Below are 19,629 nucleotides of genomic sequence, written 5' to 3'. Positions count from 1 at the left end.
CGGTCCGCCGCCGATTGCGGGTCAGGTGGTCTCGTCGGTCGCCGCTCCGTCGGTCTTCGGAGTCACAGGCGCGGTCGTCCTCCGTTTTCCTCATGAATGACAGGAATGAGCAGTATCCCGGCCGTTCTTCGCTAGGGTCGGTGCACCCGTCATCGTCGTGTCATCCCGGTCACCGGGGCGGTTGGCCGTCAGCCTGGAGGAGTTCGTATGCGGTACTACGATCTCGGCAGCCACGGCCGGCGCGTGACGACGTCGTCCTCCGAGGCGCAGACATGGTTCGACCGCGGGCTCAACTGGACGTACGCCTTCCACCACGAGGAGGCCGTCCGCTGTTTCGAAGCCGCCGCGGCGGCGGATCATGAGTGTGCCATGGCCGACTGGGGCCTGGCCTACGCGCTCGGCCCCAACTACAACAAGCCCTGGGAGTTCTTCGACGAGCAGGACCTGGGGCGGACGGTGGAACGCGCGCATGCCGCCGTGCAGCGGGCCCACGCGAAGGCTGCCGGCGCCACCCCGGTCGAGCAGGCCCTCATCGGTGCACTGAGTGCCCGCTATCCACGGGCCCAGGCTCCGGACGTCGCGGACTGTCCGGTGTGGAGCGCCGCCTACGCGGACAGCATGCGGGCCGTCCACGAAGGGGCGGCCGACGACCTCGACGTGGCCACCCTGTACGCCGACGCCCTGATGAACCTCACGCCCTGGCAGCTGTGGGACATCCGCACGGGCAGGCCTGCCCCGGGCTCGCGCACCGTCGCGGCCAAGGCCGTACTCGACCGTGCACTAGCCACGGAGGCGGGCGCACGGCACCCGGGCCTGCTCCACATGTACATCCACCTGATGGAGATGTCCCCCACCCCCGAGGCAGCCCTGCCGGCGGGTGACCGGCTGCGCGGCCTGGTGCCGGACGCGGGCCATCTCCAGCACATGCCGTCACACCTGGAAGTGCTCTGCGGCGACTACCGGCGGGTGGTCTCCGACAACTCCGAGGCGATCGCAGCCGACGAGAAGTTCCACGCCAGGGCCGGGGCGATGAACTTCTACACCCTGTACCGGTGTCACAACTACCACTTCAAGATCTACGGCGCGATGTTCCTCGGCCGCTTCCAGGACGCGATCGAGACGACCGCCCGGCTCGAAGCGGCCGTGCCCGAGGAACTGCTGCGCGTGGACAGCCCTCCCATGGCGGACTGGCTGGAGGGCTTCCTCGCGATGCGGGTGCACGTGCTCATCCGCTTCGGCCGCTGGGACGACATCCTGGGCCTTGCGATGCCCGCCGACACGCAGCTGTACTGCGTGAGCACGGCCATGCTGCGGTACGCGCGCGGAGTCGCTCTCTCGGCCACCGGCCGCGTCGACGAGGCCGACAGGGAACGCGAGCTCTTCCGCGACGCGCTCGACCGGGTCCCCCAGTCACGGATGCTGTTCAACAACACCTGTGCGGACATCCTGGCGATCGCCGCCCAGATGCTCGACGGAGAGCTGGACTACCGCAAGGGGAAGTACGAATCGGCGTTCGCGGCACTGCGCCGGTCGATCGAGCTGGACGACGGTCTTCCGTACGACGAGCCGTGGGGGTGGATGCAGCCCGCCCGGCACGCATACGGCGCGCTGCTCCTCGAACGCGGCCTGGTCGCGGAGGCCGAGGCCGTCTACCGCGCCGACCTCGGACTCGACGACACGCTGCCGCGCCCACTGCAGCACCCGGGCAACGTCTGGGCCCTGCACGGCCTCCACGAGTGTCTCGTGCGGCTCGGCAAGGAGGGGGAGGCACAGATCGTGGCCCAGCAGCTGAAGATCGCCGCGGCGATGGCGGACGTGCCGATCGAGGCGTCCTGCTTCTGCCGTCTGGAGACGCTCGCGGGCTCCGCGCCGCGCCACGGCTGCTGCACCGAGGAGGGCTGAGCATCGCAGAGCGTAGTCCTGACCGGCTGTCCCCCGCTCCGCCGGTGCGGCCCGTGGGACGAGGTGCCGTTCTCCCGCTTTCGTGGTAGGAAGCGCCCCTTTGCGGCAGGAGGCGACCTTCCGGGGCGGGGGCGACGGGCCCCGGCGGACGGCCGTCGGCTGCTCCACCACTGTCCGACGACTACCGCACAGGCGGCCTGCAACGGGTGTCGGGTTCGGCCGGGTGGCGGGGCTGCGTCAGTCAGTCGGCGGGGTGGTTCCGGACACGTGACGGATAGGGCGGCGGGGGACTTCCCCGCACGCTGGAGTGCATGAGCCACGACATCGCGCCGGCCGCCTCGTCCTCTGCCGGGACCCGGCCGCTCCGCCTGACGGCCGCTTTCGGCCGGGCCGCTGCACCGCGCCGGTCCGGACGGATCGCTGCACCGTACCGGTCCGGCCTGCGAACCGGCAGCCCCGGGCCCGTACGCGGCTCTGGCCACCAACCCTTCGACGCGGACCGCCGGAGTACCTCCCGCACGCCGCGACCGCACCAGCCCAACTGATCCATTGCCCGTTGCGTGGTCTCGCAGCATCCGGGGCATGCCGGGCCGAGAAGGAGGTCGGTGTCATGACGATCCGCGTCACGTTTCTGTGTGCACCTGGCGGTGACGCCACCGTCGATCCGCTGCTCGGCGACGTCCCCCTGAGCGACCTCGGCCTGCACAGGGCAGCCGCCGCGCAAGCGATGCTCCCGCCCCACGAGCTGGCCGTCCGGGCGCCCTCGATCCGCTGCTCGCAGACCGCCGCCGCCTTGGGTCTGGAGGCAGCGGTCGAGCCCGCGCTGCACGACCTCGGCCTCGGCACATGGTGCGGTCGCACCGTGGACGAGGTCGCCGCGGCCGACCCTCACGGGTTCGCCGCCTGGCTGAAGGACCCCGATGCCGCGCCCCACGGAGGTGAGTCGGTACGCCGGCTGTGCCGCCGCACGGCGAACTGGCTCGGCAGCATGGCGCCCGACACGGGTCACACGGTGGCCCTCACCGAAGCGGCCGTCGTCCGGGCCGCACTCATTCATGCTCTGGGCGTACCGGCGCGAGCCTTCTGGCATCTCGCTGTGCCACCCCTGTCCACGGTCTCCCTCACCCTGGAGGGTGGCTGCTGGGACGTCCGGGTCGATGACGTCGACGCCGCCCCGCAGGACGACCGGCGATGGCCCCACTCGCGGCCGGCCATGCTCGTCCACGCGCGTAGTGATCAGTCGGCGTCGCACCGCTTCGGCGGCGGGAAACGACCAGGCACGCCCCAGGAAGCGGCCTTCGCCGCCTGCCGGTAGGCCCGACCGGCGAACGCTCCCTCCCGGTCGCCGGGCCGGTGCGGTCGCTCGGTCGGTGCCCGTGAGACAGCCGGTTCACCGGATGCCGAGGAAGCGGACGAGGTGTGCGCTGACCTCGTCCGGAGCCTCCACCTGGGGATAGTGGCCGACGGCGGGCGGTCCGGCGAGTTCACTCACGGTCGCCGAGGGCATGCGCCGGCGGATACGGGCCAGCACCTGGGCGCCGCTGATCGGGTCGGCGGGTCCCCACAGGAACAGCGTCGGGCCGCCGTAGCCTTCCAGCGCCGGGACCCAGCGTGCCTGATGCGCGCGCCGCTCGTCGATGTAGCGCAGCAGCCGCGGTGCCAGCCGATGACCCCGGTCGCGGCAGATGCTCTCCCACATGGCGTGCAGATCCTCGCCCGGCACGGGCCTGCCCAGCACCTGGCGCATCGTGGTGCGGAATCCGCGTTCGGTGACGGCACGGGCGAGGAGCGGGCCGAGCGGGCCGTGGAGGAGCCGCTGTACGCGGACGGGGCGGTGCAGGTCCGGGTAGAGGCCGCCGTTCAGCCAGGCCATGCGGGTGATCCGGCCGGGGCTGCGGGCGAGCAGCTCCTGGGCCACGCTCACGCCGTAGTCGTGGGCGACCAATGCGGTGTCGCCGATGTCGAGGCCGCGCCAGACGTCCTCCACCAGATCGGCCTGCTCCAGCACCGAGTAGGCGTGACGTCGCGGTTTGTCGCTGTACCCGAAGCCGAGCAGGTCGAAGGTGGTCACCCGGTGCCCGCGCGCCCCCAGTGCGGGCACGATCAGGGACCAGTCGTGGGAGGAAGTGGGAAAACCGTGCACGAGGGTCACCGGCGGGCCCCCGGCGGGACCGTCCTGGCGGACGAACAGCGTGTGCCGGCCCGTGCGCCCGTGAACGGTGATCCGGCTGCCGCCTGCGGCCCAGTCCGCGCCGCTGGGCATGGCGGTCCGGGTCATCGGCGGCCCTCCCGAGTGCCGGTCCAGGGGCGGCTCTCCCGTGTCAGGGGTCAACGGCGGCTCTCCCGTGCTCGGGGTCATCAGCGGGTCTGCCCTGCTCGGGGTCGTCGGCGGCTCTCCCGTGTTCCGGGTCATCAGCGGGCCTCCCGTGTTGCGGCGATGCCGTCCAGGAGGCACCGCAGACCGAAGTCGAACTCCCCTTCGCCGTCCAGGTCGTTGAGGAGTGCCGAGTGGGTGGTGAGCAGAGGGTGCGTCCGGGCCGGAAGGGAGGCGAACAGGTCGCTCATGGCCGCACGTTCGCCCGGTGTGCGCGCCGCTCCCCCGGTGTCCAGGAGCACGGCGCCGACCACGTAGTGCGTGACCGTCAGGTAGATCCGTACGGCGTTCTCGGCGGGCCAGCCCGCCCCGGTCAGCAGCCGCAGGCCCTGCTCACGGGCGCGCAGGGCATGGGGTCCGAGCAGCTGCCCCCGGGTCAGCAGGGGCACCAGTGCGCGGTGCGCCAGCAGGACACGTCGGTACTCCCGGGCCCCGGCCTCGGTGCCGGCGCGCCAGTCCGGGCCCGGCGCGGGCAGGGAGATCTCCCCCAGCATGTGGTCGACGAGTTCCACGAGCAGTGCCTCGCGGCTCGGGACGTGCCGGTACAGCGAGGTGTGCCGCAGCTGCATCCGCTCGGCCACGGCTCGCATCGTCAGCGCGTCCAGGCCCTGCTCGTCGGCGATCCGGAGCGACGCGTCCATGATCAGGTCGAGGGTGAGACCTCCCGGCCGGGAGCGCTGGCGTGCCCGGGCGGCATGGCGCCCGCTCCACCAGGCGGCCGAGCCGACGACAGGTGTCTGCTCGTCCACCGGGTCGTTCTGTGCGGTGCTGCGCTGGGCCATGTGAGGGCTCACCGTTCGCGAAGGGGCGGGGCCAGAGGCGGGGAGCATGGCATCGCCGCCGCACCGTTCGCCTGGGTGGCGTCGGGCAGCTGTGCGTCCACTGGACGCACCTTATGCGTCCAGTGGACGCATCACAACCATGACGGCTGGTCGCACCCCGTCTCCGTGGTGCCGCAATGCCGGCGCCCCTGGCTGCCGGCATCTGACGACGGTCTGTACATGTGCTGATCGAGGCGTGCGCCGACGGCGCCCTCACCTTCGACGGCGCGGTCAGTGTCGTCGTCCTGCAGCCCAAGGGGCTGGTCCTGGACGTCACCGGCCGTTGACCCGCGATGGCAGCCCGCTGACCAGGGAGGTCAGCGAGCCTCAAGGGTGCGGCGCACACAGGCGGCGATGACCGCACACCCGCTCAGTGCCAACTGCCCCGAGCAGCGCCACTCTCGCCGTTGTCGAGGAGATTCTTCAGGAACCGGCTCGGCGCTCCGAGGAACTCGCGCGTCAGGCGCACGGGGAGGGCCTCGTCGAACGCGACCTGTTCCAGCCCGCCTTCGTCGGAGATCTCCATGATGGTCGCGCCCGGAAGGGCGAGAAGTACCGGTGAGTGTGTGGCCACGAGGAATTGGCTGCCCTGGGCGGTGAGTTCGTGCATACGGGCCAGAAGGGCCAGGCAGCTCTGGACGGAGAGGGCCGCCTCCGGCTCGTCCAGCAGGTACAGTCCCGAGGGCCCGAAACGGTGGGTGACCAGATCGAGAAACGATTCTCCGTGGGAGCGCTCATGCGGAGACACCCCGCCGTAGGCCGACAGCAGCGGCCCTCCTCCGGCCGCATCGAGCCTCTCGATCTCGCTGGCCACGTTGTAGTACGACTCGGCCCGCAGGAAGAAGTCGGTGCGAGGCCGCCCGATCCCCCAGGTCAGGATCAGGTGATCGCCCAGGTCGGACTCGGTGGCGCGGGTGGCGAACCGGAAGTTCCGGCTGCCGCCCTCGGGATTGAACCCCGCCGCCACCGCGATCGCCTCGATCAGCGTCGATTTGCCCGCGCCGTTCTCACCCACCAGGAACGTGACCCCCGGCGGCAGGGTGAGTCCGCCCGGACCGGCGAGTCGCCGCACTGCGGGAAGGGTGAAGGGGTACCGGCTGCCGTCGGCGCCCGGGGCCAGTCGGATCTGCCGGATGAACGTGCCGTGAGCAGAGGCCATCAGACACACGCCCCGCCCGCGTGCAGGGCCATGGCCCGGTGCCTGCCCGGTGGCGACACTTCATCGTCGTTGGCCATGTGGTGCTCCCGAACATCCCGGCTGCGAGGCGAAAGGCTGCGTTTCCGTCACGCTACAGGCCCTCACCCGACAGCCCGGAGGGAGCGGGGCGGGTCGGGGCGGAGCGCGGGTGGCCCACGCCGACGAGAAGTCCGCCGCCTACGCCACCTGCGTCCGCTGCGCCGCCCTCCCGCGGCGCGCGGCGGCCCCCTCCGCTGCACCCGGGATCCGCACCATCGGGGATCCGCAGCATCGGGGGTCCGCCGGATGCGGGACCGGCGGCGTGTGGGGCCGGATGCGGGACCAGCTGCGTGCGGGCTTGGCCGCATCCGGGATCTGCGATCTGCCCCATGCGGGATCGGACGCATCGAGCACGGCCTGGCCCGCCATGTCCGGGTCTCTTTTCCACGCCTCAACACCTGTGGCCTGAGCGGCACTTGACGCAGTCCCACCCCGGCGAGGGCGATGGCCGTGCCTACGGCAGGGCACACATCGCTCCAAGCCCCCGACGGGGTGCGGCTCGCCACGGGAAGGCGTCGCGGTCCTGCGGGCAGTGCCTCAGCGCAGGGTCCTGGCCCACACTCCCGGCGACAGGTCCGCCGTCGGCAGCACCGTCCGGGGCGGCGACGTCACCGCAGCGGAGCCGGAGGGCGGGGCAGGCGTGGTCGCTGGGCACAGTGCGCGGACGACCTCGTTGCTGAGCGCGTCGTCGATCGGGCTCGGTTCGAAACCGGTGCCGTCGGGCTTGAGGCGCTCGTACTTCATGAGGTTCCAGCCCAGGGCGACCTGGCGCTTTCCGTCGGGACTGGAGTAGACGAGGGTGCCGGCACCGAAGACAGCGCCGTCGTGACCCCAGAAGCGGCCGCATCCGGTGATGTCGACGGCGTAGATGCCCAGGCCGTAGTTCATGCCGTCGGCCGGGACGGTGCGCTGCATCTCCCGCAGCGCGGCCGGGCCGATCAGCTTGCCGCCCAGCAGGGCGCGGTAGAAGCGGTTGAGGTCATCGGTGGTGGAGACCAGCGCGCCCGCGGTGTACGCCCAGGACATGTCGTAGTCGCTGTAGTCGCGCGGAGGGTCGATCAGGCCGTAGAACGACTCGTACATACGGGCGTGCGGACCCTCGATGAACGGGGTGCGCGGGAACGAGGTGTGGTGCAGACCGGCCCGGGCGATGACGTGGCGGGTGATGTACGTCTCCGCGTCCTGGCCGGTCACCTTCTCCAGGAGCAGCCCGGCGACGACGTAGTTGGTGTTGGAGTACGACCACTTCTCGCCGGGCTTGCCCGTGGGCGGCGCCGCCAGTCCGAGGCGCACGAGTTCCTCGGGGCGCATGGAGCGGAACCGGTCTTCGTCGAGACTGGCCGTCGAATTGTGGGCGAGGGAGGGGAAGGCGCCGATGACGTAGTCGCCGATGCCGCTCGTGTGGTTCAGGAGCATGCGGACCGTGATCTGACGGCCGCGCTCACCCGGGACCAGGTCGGGGAGATAGTCGCCGATGGGCGCGTCGAGGCGGACACGGCCGCGTTCCACCTGTTGGAGGAGGGCGACGGACGTGAAGGCCTTGCTGACGCTGCCCACCCGGTGGAGCACGCCCGGTCGGACCGGACGCCCGGTCCCGACGTCGGCGACGCCGGCCGCGCCGGTCCAGCGCTGAGCGCCGTCGCGTGCGGAGGCGTAGATGCCGTACATACCCGCGTCGTGAACAGCCCGGAGGCCCTTGTCGAGCGCGGTCTTGTCCAACGCCTGCCCACCTAAGGGAGATTCGGAGGACTTCGTGGCCGTTGTGGCGTCCGCCTGTGCGACCGGCGCCGTGGCGGTCAGCAGCAGTGTCGTGCTCACGGCGGTTCCGACGAGCCGGAGGATGCGCAAGGAGTACCCCTTCCCTCGGATCCGGACCCCGCGTCCGGACCTCGCCCGGCCATCGTCATCGATCATGGATGCGCCTTACATCCTTCCTGCGGAGGATCACCGCGGGCGCACCGTACGACCGAAGACCTGCCGCACGACGATCACGGCTGGTGGAGACGGGCCTCGCCCGCCCGCCCCAGCGCCCCCAGCGCCCCCGCCCATGGGGCACATGGACGAGCACTGCGTTCAGACATCCCAGACACCTCACGCATTGGCGCGCTCCTGACAAGATGAGATTTCCGTGGCACCCTGCCCCACGTACGTCTATCCGCACCGCTCTTCGTTCCCCCACCTTGCCCGGACCCGACCAGTCCCGGCACGGCAGAAGGAGACATGCGTGAGACGCCATCGCACAACTGTGGGAATCCTGCTGGCCGTTGGCGCCCTGTGCACCGGCGGCCTCGTCGACGCCGGAGCCGCCGCCGCAGCAAGCCCCGAAGCGGCATCCGGGTCCTCGGTGCCTGCCCGGATCGCCTCGGCCGCCGAACAGCACGCATCGCGCACCTTCTGGACCCCCGAACGCATGCGCGGCGCGACCCCGCTCGATCTGCTGCTGACCCCCGGCGCGGCCAAGCACCTGAAGACGCCCGGGACCGGTCGGCGGTCGACGACCGTCGAACCCACCGCCGCCCCTGCCTCCTTCCCGCAGGCAGGGGGGCCGTGGACCGGCACGGGCGCCGTCGCCACGACCTCCGGCCGCGTGTTCTTCACCTTCCAGGGGCGCACCGCCTCCTGCACCGGCAACGCCGTGACGAGCCAGAACGCAAGCACCGTCATCACCGCAGGACACTGCGTGAAGTACCAGGGCAGCTGGCACACCAACTGGGTGTTCGTGCCCGGTTACAACAACGGCAATGCGCCATACGGCCAGTGGGCCGCGAGCAGGACGCTCACCACGCCCCAGTGGGAGGCGAGCGAGGACATCAACTACGACGTGGGCGCCGCGGTCGTCGCGCCCCTGAACGGCAAGAAGCTCACCTCGGTGGTCGGCGCACAGGGAATCCAGTTCAACGGCGGCTACAACAAGCAGATGTACTCCTTCGGCTTCCCGGCCGCCTCCCCGTACGACGGCACCAAGCTCATCTACTGCAGCGGCAACAGCTCGAAGGACTTCCTCTTCTCGCAGGACCACAGCCTCGGCTGCAACATGACAGGCGGCTCCAGCGGTGGGCCCTGGTTCACCGGCTTCGACGAAGCCGGCGGCACCGGCCTCCAGGTCTCGGTGAACAGCTTCGGCTACACGTTCCTCCCGAACTGGATGTTCGGCCCGTACTTCGGCGACGAGGCGAAGGCCCTGTACGACAAGGCCCAGACCTCCTGACGGCCGGCCACCGACCAGCACACAGGGTGGACGGGGCCTTTGGCCCGGTCCACCCGACTGCAACCGCCCACGGCCGCGGCCACGGCGCCACCGACAACGACCACGACGGTTGACGACGGCGACGGACGGGCGACGGGCGACGGCGACATCGCCGGCATCGGAAATGGCGATGGCGATCCGATTCTGAGGGTCCTGGAGGTGGAGCCGATCGCCCCCTGCTGACGCAGACCCCACCCGCCAACTGGGGCACCGATAGCCAACATCCCCGGCGCGCATGCCGTATTTCCCCCCTATATCGCCCTAAAACGTGTCTTATTGCAGCCATGCACACACCTTCGCGGCGTACCTTGCTCCGTGCCCCGCTCGCTGCCGCCGGCGTAGGGCTCCTGCCATTCCGTACCGACTTCGCTCTTCGGCCGGACCACCGCCCGGCGGGGACGACGCTCGGCGAGGCCGGTCTCGCCCCGTCGGAGGTCGGGAACTATGTGAACCCGTCGGGTCCGGAGGTTCTCGCCGCCGAGCGGAGACGCGGTTCCGGCCCGGTGCGCAGCTTCGGGTTCACCGCCGCCGAGTCCACGCTGGACCTGGGCGGGAGGACCGTACGGAGCTGGGCCTACAACGAGAGGCTGCCCGGGCCGCTGGTACGCATCACCGCCGGTGACGTCCTGAGTCTCACTCTCGCCAACCGTCTGCCGGCCGCCACCACGGTCCACGCGCACGGAGTGCGACTGCGCAACGACATGGACGGCGTCCCCGACGTGACGCAGAACGCCACCCGCGCGGGAGCGGACTTCACCTACCGTTTCGCCGTCTCCCACCCGGGGACGTATCTCCTCCACTCCCATGTCGGACTCCAGCCCGACCGTGCGCTGTACGCCCCCCTGATCGTCGACGACCCCAGGGAACCCCTCGCCTACGACACGGAATGGGTCGTCGTCCTGGACGACTGGGTCGACGGTGTGGACGGCTCCACCCCGGATCGCGTGCTCGACCAACTCACGCGCGGCATGCGTACCTCCATGCCGGGAGGCGGCATGGCCATGGGGCCCGGCAGGGGCAGCTTCCCATCCGGTCCCTCCCGGGTGCTGCGCAACTCGCACAGCCGCCTGCTGGAGAGCGCCGGGGGCAGTGTGGCCTACCCGTACTACCTGGCCAACGGCCGACTGCCGAGCAGCCCCCCGGTGTTCCGGTGCCGCCCGGGCGACCGCGTCCGGCTGCGCATCCTCAACGCGGGCTCCGAGACGGCCTTCCGGGTCGCGCTGGGCGACCACACCATGACCGTCACGCACACCGACGGCTATCCCGTGGAGCACACGGACACCGACGCCCTTCTCCTCGGCATGGCCGAGCGGTACGACGTCGTCTTCACCGCCCAGGACGGCGTCTTCCCCCTCGTCGCACTCGCCGAGGGCAAGAGGGGCCAGGCCCTCGCCGTGCTGCGCACCGACAGGGGCAGGTCCATTCCCCTGGGAAGCGTCCGCCCGGACGAACTGAACGGACGCGTCCTGCCCGCGCACAACCTCTCGCCGGACGAGTCCGTGGCGCTGGACGAGCAGGAACCCGACCGTGAAATGCGCATCAGGCTCTCCGGCACCATGCAGAGGTTCGACTGGAGCTTCGACCACCAGCCCTACGACCCGCGCAGGCGCCACCCGGTGCGCGCCGGTGAGCGGGTACGGCTCACCCTCATCAACGCCACCGACATGTGGCACCCCCTGCACCTGCACGGCCACACGTTCGCGATGACCGGCCTCGACGCCTCCGGCGCCCGCAAGGACACCGCGCTCGTGCTGCCCCACCGCAAGCTCGTCGTCGACTTCGACGCCGACAACCCGGGTCTGTGGATGCTCCACTGCCACAACCAGTACCACTCGGAGAGCGGCATGATGACCATCCTCGGATACCTCAAGTGACCGGTGTCGGGTACCTCAACTGACCGGCGGCCCCTCGCACGAGGGGCCGCTCGTCGCCGCGGGGCCCAGGAGACCGGCCGCGTTCGCACCGCACACACCCAGTTCGGTCAACACCGCCTGCGCCCTGTGCGCTTGTGTCGACGTACCGCGCGAGGCCGGCCTGTCCTACCGATTCCTCGCCCGACATGGGCGGATGCCTCGCGGCTCAGCCTGCGAACACCCTGCCCTGCTTCACGACGTAGTGCGCCGGCTCGGAGCAGCCGGTCGACGGCGTGATCTGCAGGCTCACGGTGAGGGGAGCGGGCTCCGTGCCGGCCGTCGAGAACTCGCAGACGGCACCGCTGCCCGTCAGCGGGTACCAGAACCAGCCGTCGACGTCGCCCACGGTGACCCGGTCGGACTCCTTCCAGACTCCTTCGGTCTGCTTGTAGACCTGTAACCGTACGGAGGCGGCGAGCTGGTCCCCGGTCGACCGCAGCGCGGTCAGCGTGATCTTGTAGTCGCTCCCGAGGACGGACGAGGCGATCAGCTTTGTCTTCGGTGCCGCGCTGTCGGCGTTGGACGCTCCGGCGCCGGCGGCACCGAGGACGGCCGCCATGAGGAGGGTGCCGGCCGCGGTCGCGGCGACACGCGTGCGGTGGTGAACGAAACTCATGTTTCCCCCTGTTGGGCCAAGTTGTACCGGAAGGCCGGATTGGTTCCTCGGAGACAGAGACCCGTCACCCGGCTCCAGGGTTGTACTGCGATTCCTGCGCCATTGATCGGTGTGAGCCGCTGACGGCAAAGACACGGGCGGGCCTGCGGCCGTCCGAGCCGCGAGTCGTGCCGTGTCGCACTTCCACGGGCGTGCCCGGCAGCGACAACGGAAGCGTCCGGATCATGTCTGCCGTTCGGGCCCCGCCGCTGACACCACCCCTGACACCCAGGCTGTCCCTCAATGTCTGAAGGTTCCTCAAATTCCAGGTACTTCCGTGCTTCGTTCATCCTTGAAGCGATATAAACTCCCGCTGCAATTGCTCACTTCAAGGGGGAGGGATTCCTTTGCGCGCACGTATTGCTGCCTCGGCAGTCGCCGTGGCCCTGGCCGGTGTCTTCTTCAGCGCACCGACCGCTTCGGCGGCGACACTGCCGTCCACCAACACGGCCCACCACTGCACCCACCACACGACCGGCCTGTGCGGATGGACGCACCACCAGAGGCCGAAGGACAAGTACGAGACGGCCAAGTGCAAGGACGCGTCTCTGTCGTACTCACGGCACTCCCAGGGCACCTGCTCGCACCACCACGGCGTCCGGTACTGGTTCAAGTAGTCCGCACAGCACAGGTCGCCTCCTCCGGCCGAGGTAGGGGGCGGCCTGCCGGAGCCGACGACGACGTGCGCGGCCGACGGCCCTACAGGCCATCAGCGAACGCAACTCGGACTACTCCTCCTTGCTCTCATCGCCTTGATCTCCTCATCTTGCTCCGACCACTTTGATCTGATCACCTTGATCTCGTCAGCCCTACGGCCGTCCACGACCCTTTTCCCCGGCCCCCGCCTGCCGTTCCTCCAACACGCGGGTCCCCGGAGCGCAGCTCTCCCTCAGCTCGTCGAATTCAGCGGCCGACAGCCGCCGGGCGGAGCCACGCGGGCTGTGGTCGAGCCGTGCGGCTGAGGTGCGCAGCCACTGCGGGAGGGGGTCGACCCCGATGAACTCGGCCAGGCGGGTCAGCTCTTCGGCGGGACGGTCGAGGAAGTCCTCGTAGGCCAGTGTGGTGCGCTGGTCGTCGGGCAGTCGGCCGAGGAACTCGGTTCCGTCGGTGACCAGGTCCGACCACAGACTGCCGAACGTCCGCAGCGGCATGTCCCGGTCGAGCACCAGGGCGGGATCGAAGCGCTCCTCCAGGAGCGGCGACAGGTCCGCGGGCAGCGAGCGCACATGATCGTCGGTCAGGTCCGCGAAACTGTCGATGCCGGCTCGTGCCTTGATCTCGCGCAGCAGGGAGATCGTTCGGTAGCCGGGATGACGGCTCATGGACAGGGCGCAGTCCGGTCCGTCCCTGAACACGTGCACGAACCTCGCATGCGGGAACGCGGCTCGCAGCCCTGGTGCCCAGCCCGTCGAGTATCCGGATCGTTCCACCACGGCGGAACGTCCGAACCGCGCGCAGAGCAGGCCGAACAGCGCTTGGTGGTGCTCGGCGGCGGTGCGCTCGGGCCATGGGACGACCGCCGCGCCCAGCTCGTCGAGGAGCCCGTCCGGGTCGTCGGTGAGGTGAGGCAGGACCATCAGGGAGAGAGCGGGAATGCCGGTGGTCTTTGCCGCGTACCTCCCGGGACGGCGTGTATAGAGGAATTCCGGCAACGGCAGCCCGCTGCGGATCATCCGCTCGAAGTGCGGGGCGGGCCGGAAGAGCGACTGCCAGAACTCCGTACCGCTCACCTTCCCGTCGGGGAAGGCGGCGTCGCCGACGGATGCCATGAACTCGTTGAGGCTCAGTACGTCCGGGTGGGCGTTGAGGATGCGTGACAGCGCGGTCGAGCCGCTACGCCCCGTGCCGATGACAAAGGTCAAGGTGCGCATGTTCGCCCTCCGCCGCTTCGTGACTCTCACGCCGGGATCAAGCCCCGGTCATCGCAGCCTTCCCGCGACCGGGAAGCCTCCAACGGCTCTGCCACAAGTTCCACAGAGTATGCAACGCACCCGGCAATCGGCCGGAATGCACGGTCCCCGCGGGAGCCTGCCGGGCCGGCCGGGGCTGGTCGCACCACGCCGACGAGCCACGCGCCCGAGCCGAGCTCCGTCGCCGGGCGAACAGGGGCGGCGAACAGCGGCGGCCAACCTGCGCGGTACTCCACGCCCACAGGGCGTCGCATACGGGTCGGTCCCCGTTGCTCGGTTCCCCGCCTCCCGGCCGGAAGTCGATCAGCCTCGTACGGGCGGACGTACGGGCGAGTCATGAAGAGTGCGCGGTCGGGCGAGGGCCTGGACGTCACGGAAGTCACCGACGTCACGAACGTCACTGGGCGCGATCGGCGAGGTAGTCCCGCACGACCGACAGGAAGCTCGGGTCGGGCTCCAGGCCGAGTGCGGCAGCACGCCCGTTGTCGAGGTCCGCGGGCCACGAGGCCACGATGGACTCGACGGCGGGGTCGGGCGCGATGGTCACCAGGTCGGCGACGGCTTCGCCGGCCACCTGCCGCAGCGTGGCGAGCATCTCGGCGACCGAGACCGTGAGTGCGGGAAGGTTGACCGGATTCCTGCCTGCGAGCCGACCGGGCCCGGAGCCGCGCCCGGCCTCCGCAACACGGAGGAGTCCCTGGACCGTACGCCGGGGCGAGGCCAGGGCCACACGCAGGTCGGGCTGTACCGGGCAGGTCGCGGGGAGTCCGGCGAGTGGCTCGCGAATGATGCCGGAAAGGAAGCCGGAGGCGGCCGCGTTCGGCCGGCCCGGCCGTACCGCGACGGTCATCAGGCGTGCGACGCGCCCGTCGAGAAAGCCGCGGCGGGTGTAGTCCGCGATCAGGTGCTCGCAGATGAGCTTCTGCGTCCCGTAGCTCGACCGCGGCGTGGGCAGCGTCGACTCGCTGACCACCGGCGGCAGGGGCGGCGCCGGGTCAAAGCCGTAGACGGCAAGGCTGCTGGAGAACACCACCCGCGGCGCCGGTCCCCCGGCGGTGGTCTGGGCCCGCGCGGCCTCGAGCAGCGCGCGAGTGGTGTCGACATTGGCGCGCATGCCGAGGTCGAAGTCGGCCTCGCACTCGGCCGACACCGCGGCGGCGAGATGGAAGAGCACATCGACCGGCCTGCCGAACAGGCGGGCGAGGTGATCGGTCAGGTCGCCGTGCACGATCTCCACGAGCGGATCGGCCGCCGCCGGAGAGCCGGGCTGCACGACGCGGTCGACGAGCACCAGCCGTTCGATAGGTGCGCCGTCGAATGTCCGGGCCCGCAGCAACGTGCCGGTCAGCCGGCGTCCCAGGAAGCCGAACGCGCCGGTGATGACGATCCTCAAGGGTTGTCTCCTCACGTCCGTGCCCGGCCGGGGCGAGTCAGAGGCCCCGACCTACCCAGGCCGACATGTCCGGCAAACACCCACCAGCCGGATCCACCTCCGGCTGCGTCTCGCTGCGCCTCTCTGACTCTGTCCGCCGCTCGCCGCCACTCGCCGCCCGTGTGACAGCAGCAGGAGCGGCCCTGGGGCCTACGACGACTCCGGCCTCACCGCGCGGCGAATCCGACGCCACCCGATCGGGCGGTACGTCGGACGGTCGGCAAGCAGAGTCGGCCGCCTAGGATCCGTGCCCGTGGCAGACGTCCCCGAAAACCTGGTCGCACTGGAACGTGTAGCGGAGCAGGAGCGCGCCCGCCTGGCGGGACTCACCGGGGAGGAGTACGAGGCACAGTGGCGCCGCTGGCGTACCGCGTCGGAAGCGGTGCGGGCCGCAATCGACTCGCACTCCGCGGAGACAGGCATCGGCCGGTGCGAGCTGGAGCAGTCGGTGAAGCAGGCCGTCCGGCACACCGAGGAGGATCCCGCGCAGTGACCACCCGCGATGCCGGCCGGAAGCGCCTCGGGGCACCGGCGTCGCGGACACGGGCGTGGGTGTGCCGGACACAGGCACGGGTGTGCCGGACACAGGCACGGGTGTGCCGGACACGGGTGAGGGCATCCCGGTCAGGCGCGAGAGCGTCCCGGACACTCGTGCCGGCGCCGCGGACACGGGAGCGGGCGGGCGTCTCGGCCGTCATGGTGCGCCGTGCCTCCGCACGGAAGGGAGCGCCAGTACCACCCCGACAGCGGTCACCTGCCACACCACGCCGAATCCCAGCAGCCGTTCCGCCCCCAGGACACCCGATACGGGCCCTGCCAGTGCCAGCCCGAGCGGCCCCAGGGCGAAGGCTCCCAGACTGTCGAACGCGCTGATGCGTCCGCGGACCTCGGCGGGGATCTCCCGCTGGGTGACGGTCGTGAAGAGGGTGTTGCACACAGCCGCCCCGGCCCCCGCGGGAAGTGCCGCCGCGGCCACCCAGGCCTGCGGCAACCGCGCAGCCAGTGCGGCCGCCGGTATCGCCCAGCCCACGGACGCACCCATGGACCAGGCGAGTGCCCGGCGGGGGTTCCTGCCGAGCATCGCCAGGCCCCCGACGATCGAGCCGATGCCGTACACGGCCAGGACAAGGCCCCAGGCCCTCGCGCCGCCGAGCCGCTGCTGGGCCAGAGTCGGTCCCAGCACCAGGAACGGTGCCCACAGGACGAAGTTGAACAGGCCCACATGGAGGGTCGTCACCCACAGCCATGTGCGCGAGGTGAACTCCTTCCAGCCGCGTCCCAGGTCGGTGAACAACCCCCGGCGCGGCACGGCCGACCGCGACAGCGGCAGCCCCGCCAGGGCCAGGACGCTCACGCCGTAGCTGACCGCGTCGGCCGCGATCACTGTGTCCGCGTCAGAAACAGCGATGAGTACTCCGGCCAGGCCGGGACCGACCACCGAGGCGATTGCCTGGGCGATCTGCAGCAGCGAGTTGGCGTCCGTGAGGTCCTCCGCCGGAACCAGGCCGGGCACAAGGGCCGTCAGCCCCGGGCTGAACCCGCCCTCGCCGATTCCCAGAACCACCGCCAGCGCCACCACTTCCCAGATCCTCGCCCCTTCGGTGAACAGCAGAACGGCCAGGACGCCCTGAGCGGCCGTACGGAGCAGATCCGCTGTCAGCATCACGGACCGGGCCCCGAGCCGATCGGCGAACACGCCGCCGAGCAGCAGCACGACCAGGATCGCCAGGATCCGTGCCGCCATCACCACGCCGACGGCGTCGACCCCGCCCCCGGGCATCCGCAGCACGACGAACGTGGTGCCGATCGTGTTCATCCCGGAGCCGAGCAGCGATGTGCTCTGGCCGACGAGGAAGCGGCGGAACCGGGAGTGCCGCAGCACGTGCAGGCGGCGCGCGACCGTCCGGGATCCCGCCACCGGGGAAGAGCTTGTGCGAAGCGTCATGGCCCAGCAATATTCCGCCGCCTATCCATTTCCCACAACCTTTTCCCGGAAAGAAGGACGCACCCTGCCCAAGTATTTTCACTTCGCGAGCATCGACCGCAGTAAATGCGCTCCATTTACTGCAACATGCCTGCTGGTAGGCTTCGTTGGAGGAGAAGGAAGTCGAATCAAGAGACCTTATTTACTGCGGATGTGGCCACTATGAGTCATCAGCAGACCGACGGCGCCGGCACGCTTCGCACAGCACCGGTGGAATACAGCGCCGCAGTCGACCCGTACCTCGCGGCGGCCGGCCTCGGCAGCTCCTCTCGTCGCATCTACCGAATCTCGCTGCACGGGTGGGCCTGGCCTCTGGTCGACCGTCAGGTCCCGACCGGTCGCGAGCGCAGGGGCGCCCGGCCGCCCGTGGTTCCACTGGCCCAACTCGACGACCCGCACGCCCCGGAACGCCTCCGACGCGGACTCTCCGACCGCGCCGCCGCTGCCGAACCACGCACGCTGGCCCGCGAACTGGCCTGCCTTCGAGCCGCGACCGCATGGTGGCGGTCCCGAGGCTGGATCACCGAGGATCCGGCCGCCGGTCTGGCACTGCCGACACCATGTCGTGGACCGGCACCGACCCCTTCGGGAGTTTCCACGGCCACGGGTGCGCCTGTGGCCGACCCGGATCTGGCCCGCGCCGCCCTCGCTCTGCGGGCCCCGCTCAGGGAGTTGGCCCTGTGGCACTTCCTCCATGAGTCGGGAGCCCCCGTCGAGCGGGTACTCGCTCTCGACATCGGCCACCTCGACCTCCCCGGTCGACGCACCAGGGCGAGCGCGGCAGCGCCGCTGAGCTGGGGATCGGGCACGGCACGCCTGCTGCCCATGCTGCTGGCCGGGCGCACCGCGGGGCCGGTGTTCGTCACCGGCCGACGGGCCCCCGCCACCACACCGGCGGCCGACCGCTGCCCGGTGACCGGCCGAGGACGGCTTTCCTACCGCCGGGCCGCCGAACTGTTCACCACCGCGACCAGGCCCCTCGATCCAGCCGGGCGCGGCTGGACCCTGCTGGTCCTGCGCGACCGCGCACCACGCATCACGCATTAGTCAGTCCGGTCCACCAGTGTTCAGCTCTGCTCAGGCAGGTTGCCTCTCGGCACCCCACCGGCCGGGCGCCTGGTGCCGACGGGCCGTGCCGACGTTCCTCGATGTCCGTCTTCAGATTCCTAGATCCACCCGCTAGCGTCCCGCCTCCCGCCGAGAGAAGGGACTTCCAGCATGCGACCGATGACACGTGCCACCAGATCGTTGGCCCTCATGACAGCCCTCGCCGTCCCCTTGACACCTGCCGCCGCGCACGCCGCGACAGCGACAGCGACCCACGGACGACTGACGTACACCCACGGCACCTTCACCGCCTCCCACCAGCGTGTGCTGGCAGTCGCAGGTACCGTCAACGCCCGTGACACCGGCGGCTACCGCACCTACGACGGCAAGACCACCCGGTCGGGAGTGCTGTACCGGTCCGAGGCCCTGTCCGCGCTGCCGCCGGACGGCGTCACCGCCGTTGGCAGGCTGGGGCTCAGCAGGGTCATCGATCTGCGCACCCCCACGGAGATCCAGTACGACGGCACCGACAGACTGCCTACCGGAGTCGCCGCGACACCGCATCCCCTGGACGACACCGGCCTGTACTTCCTGATGCGCCAGGTCGTCGGATCCAAAGACCCCGCCTACCAACAGGCCACACTCGGCGACGGCAAGGCCGAGGAGCGCATGCGCACCCTCTACCGCGGCTTCGTCACCTCCGCCGCCAACCGCGCCGCACTCGGAGCCGCCGTCAGGGACATCGCCAACTCGACCGGGCCCGTGCTGTTCCACTGCTCGGCGGGCAAGGACCGCACCGGTGTCCTCGCGGACATCGTCCTGCGCGCCGTCGGTGTACCGGCGGCGGTCTCCGAGCAGGACTACCTGCTCTCCAGCGAACTGCGGGCCGCGTCCGACAAGGCTCTGCGCGATCAGCTCAAGGCAACTGGCTACATGCAGAATCCGGACCTGCTGATCCCCCTCCAAGAGGTGCGCACCGACTACCTCTCCGCCTTCCGCGACCAGGCCGTACAGGACTACGGCAGCTTCGGCGGCTTCCTCACCGACGGTCTCGGACTCGACGCGCTCACCCTGGCACGACTGCGGGCCCACACCGTGGGCTGACCA

Annotated in this window: 16 protein-coding genes; 8 read left to right on the top strand and 8 right to left on the bottom strand. The window is 70.5% G+C overall.

The annotated features are described in order from the left end of the window. Positions 1 to 207 precede the first annotated feature (207 nt). Together ACFZCP_RS07615 and ACFZCP_RS07610 are read left to right on the top strand one after the other, a co-directional pair. Complete coding sequence (locus ACFZCP_RS07615; RefSeq protein WP_391425005.1) at positions 208 to 1,902, top strand: tetratricopeptide repeat protein; 1,695 nt, start codon at positions 208 to 210, stop codon at positions 1,900 to 1,902. Positions 1,903 to 2,512: 610 nt separating this feature from the next. Then, positions 2,513 to 3,217 (top strand): histidine phosphatase family protein, encoded by a 705-nt coding sequence (locus ACFZCP_RS07610; RefSeq protein WP_391425003.1) that lies wholly within the window; start codon positions 2,513 to 2,515, stop codon positions 3,215 to 3,217. Between the two features lie 75 nt (positions 3,218 to 3,292). Here the strand turns inward: ACFZCP_RS07610 and ACFZCP_RS07605 are convergent, their stop codons facing one another. The 4 genes from ACFZCP_RS07605 to ACFZCP_RS07590 form a co-directional block, all read right to left on the bottom strand. Beyond that, positions 3,293 to 4,180 carry an alpha/beta fold hydrolase gene (locus ACFZCP_RS07605; protein ID WP_391425001.1) on the bottom strand — a complete coding sequence of 296 codons (888 nt, stop codon included), beginning with the start codon at positions 4,178 to 4,180 and terminating at the stop codon, positions 3,293 to 3,295. Between the two features lie 134 nt (positions 4,181 to 4,314). Next, a complete protein-coding gene (locus ACFZCP_RS07600; protein ID WP_391424999.1) occupies positions 4,315 to 5,058 on the bottom strand; it encodes a TetR/AcrR family transcriptional regulator C-terminal domain-containing protein in 744 nt (247 codons plus the stop codon). A 409-nt stretch (positions 5,059 to 5,467) separates the two neighbouring features. After that, positions 5,468 to 6,256, bottom strand: coding sequence for an AAA family ATPase (locus tag ACFZCP_RS07595; RefSeq protein WP_391424997.1), 789 nt, complete (start codon positions 6,254 to 6,256; stop codon positions 5,468 to 5,470). 615 nt (positions 6,257 to 6,871) lie between these two features. After that, positions 6,872 to 8,182 (bottom strand): serine hydrolase, encoded by a 1,311-nt coding sequence (locus tag ACFZCP_RS07590; protein ID WP_391424996.1) that lies wholly within the window; start codon positions 8,180 to 8,182, stop codon positions 6,872 to 6,874. A 376-nt stretch (positions 8,183 to 8,558) separates the two neighbouring features. Between ACFZCP_RS07590 and ACFZCP_RS07585 the strand changes: the two genes are divergently transcribed. Both ACFZCP_RS07585 and ACFZCP_RS07580 read left to right on the top strand, forming a co-directional pair. Next, positions 8,559 to 9,542, top strand: a complete 984-nt coding sequence (locus ACFZCP_RS07585) for a trypsin-like serine peptidase (RefSeq protein ID WP_391424994.1) — start codon at positions 8,559 to 8,561, stop codon at positions 9,540 to 9,542. 323 nt (positions 9,543 to 9,865) lie between these two features. After that, positions 9,866 to 11,455 (top strand): multicopper oxidase domain-containing protein, encoded by a 1,590-nt coding sequence (locus ACFZCP_RS07580; RefSeq protein WP_391424992.1) that lies wholly within the window; start codon positions 9,866 to 9,868, stop codon positions 11,453 to 11,455. A gap of 205 nt (positions 11,456 to 11,660) precedes the next feature. Here the strand turns inward: ACFZCP_RS07580 and ACFZCP_RS07575 are convergent, their stop codons facing one another. Then, positions 11,661 to 12,110: a hypothetical protein gene (locus tag ACFZCP_RS07575; RefSeq protein WP_391424990.1), complete on the bottom strand. Its 450-nt coding sequence runs from the start codon at positions 12,108 to 12,110 to the stop codon at positions 11,661 to 11,663. A gap of 386 nt (positions 12,111 to 12,496) precedes the next feature. Here ACFZCP_RS07575 and ACFZCP_RS07570 point away from each other — a divergent pair, with 386 nt between their 5' ends. Continuing rightward, positions 12,497 to 12,766 (top strand): DUF3761 domain-containing protein, encoded by a 270-nt coding sequence (locus ACFZCP_RS07570; RefSeq protein WP_362683787.1) that lies wholly within the window; start codon positions 12,497 to 12,499, stop codon positions 12,764 to 12,766. Positions 12,767 to 12,958: 192 nt separating this feature from the next. Here ACFZCP_RS07570 and ACFZCP_RS07565 read toward each other — a convergent pair whose 3' ends face one another. Together ACFZCP_RS07565 and denD are read right to left on the bottom strand one after the other, a co-directional pair. Then, positions 12,959 to 14,020 (bottom strand): sulfotransferase, encoded by a 1,062-nt coding sequence (locus ACFZCP_RS07565; protein ID WP_391424987.1) that lies wholly within the window; start codon positions 14,018 to 14,020, stop codon positions 12,959 to 12,961. 436 nt (positions 14,021 to 14,456) lie between these two features. After that, on the bottom strand, positions 14,457 to 15,452 hold the full coding sequence (denD, locus tag ACFZCP_RS07560; protein WP_391424985.1) for a D-erythronate dehydrogenase: 996 nt from the start codon (positions 15,450 to 15,452) through the stop codon (positions 14,457 to 14,459). Positions 15,453 to 15,744: 292 nt separating this feature from the next. Between denD and ACFZCP_RS07555 the strand changes: the two genes are divergently transcribed. After that, positions 15,745 to 15,984, top strand: coding sequence for a hypothetical protein (locus tag ACFZCP_RS07555; protein ID WP_391424983.1), 240 nt, complete (start codon positions 15,745 to 15,747; stop codon positions 15,982 to 15,984). A 201-nt stretch (positions 15,985 to 16,185) separates the two neighbouring features. Here the strand turns inward: ACFZCP_RS07555 and ACFZCP_RS07550 are convergent, their stop codons facing one another. Then, entirely contained in the window at positions 16,186 to 17,436 is a 1,251-nt protein-coding gene (locus tag ACFZCP_RS07550) for an MFS transporter (protein WP_391424981.1), read from the bottom strand. Between the two features lie 201 nt (positions 17,437 to 17,637). Between ACFZCP_RS07550 and ACFZCP_RS07545 the strand changes: the two genes are divergently transcribed. Next, positions 17,638 to 18,522 (top strand): hypothetical protein, encoded by an 885-nt coding sequence (locus tag ACFZCP_RS07545; protein WP_391424979.1) that lies wholly within the window; start codon positions 17,638 to 17,640, stop codon positions 18,520 to 18,522. 210 nt (positions 18,523 to 18,732) lie between these two features. Continuing rightward, the gene (locus ACFZCP_RS07540) at positions 18,733 to 19,626 is read left to right on the top strand and encodes a tyrosine-protein phosphatase (protein WP_391424977.1); all 894 of its coding nucleotides are present in this window, start codon (positions 18,733 to 18,735) and stop codon (positions 19,624 to 19,626) included. Positions 19,627 to 19,629: the final 3 nt, after the last annotated feature.

The organism is Streptomyces sp. NPDC007971, assembly GCF_042958635.1.
Classification (GTDB): Bacteria; Actinomycetota; Actinomycetes; order Streptomycetales; family Streptomycetaceae; genus Streptomyces.
This window is presented reverse-complemented; position numbering and strand designations above follow the sequence as displayed.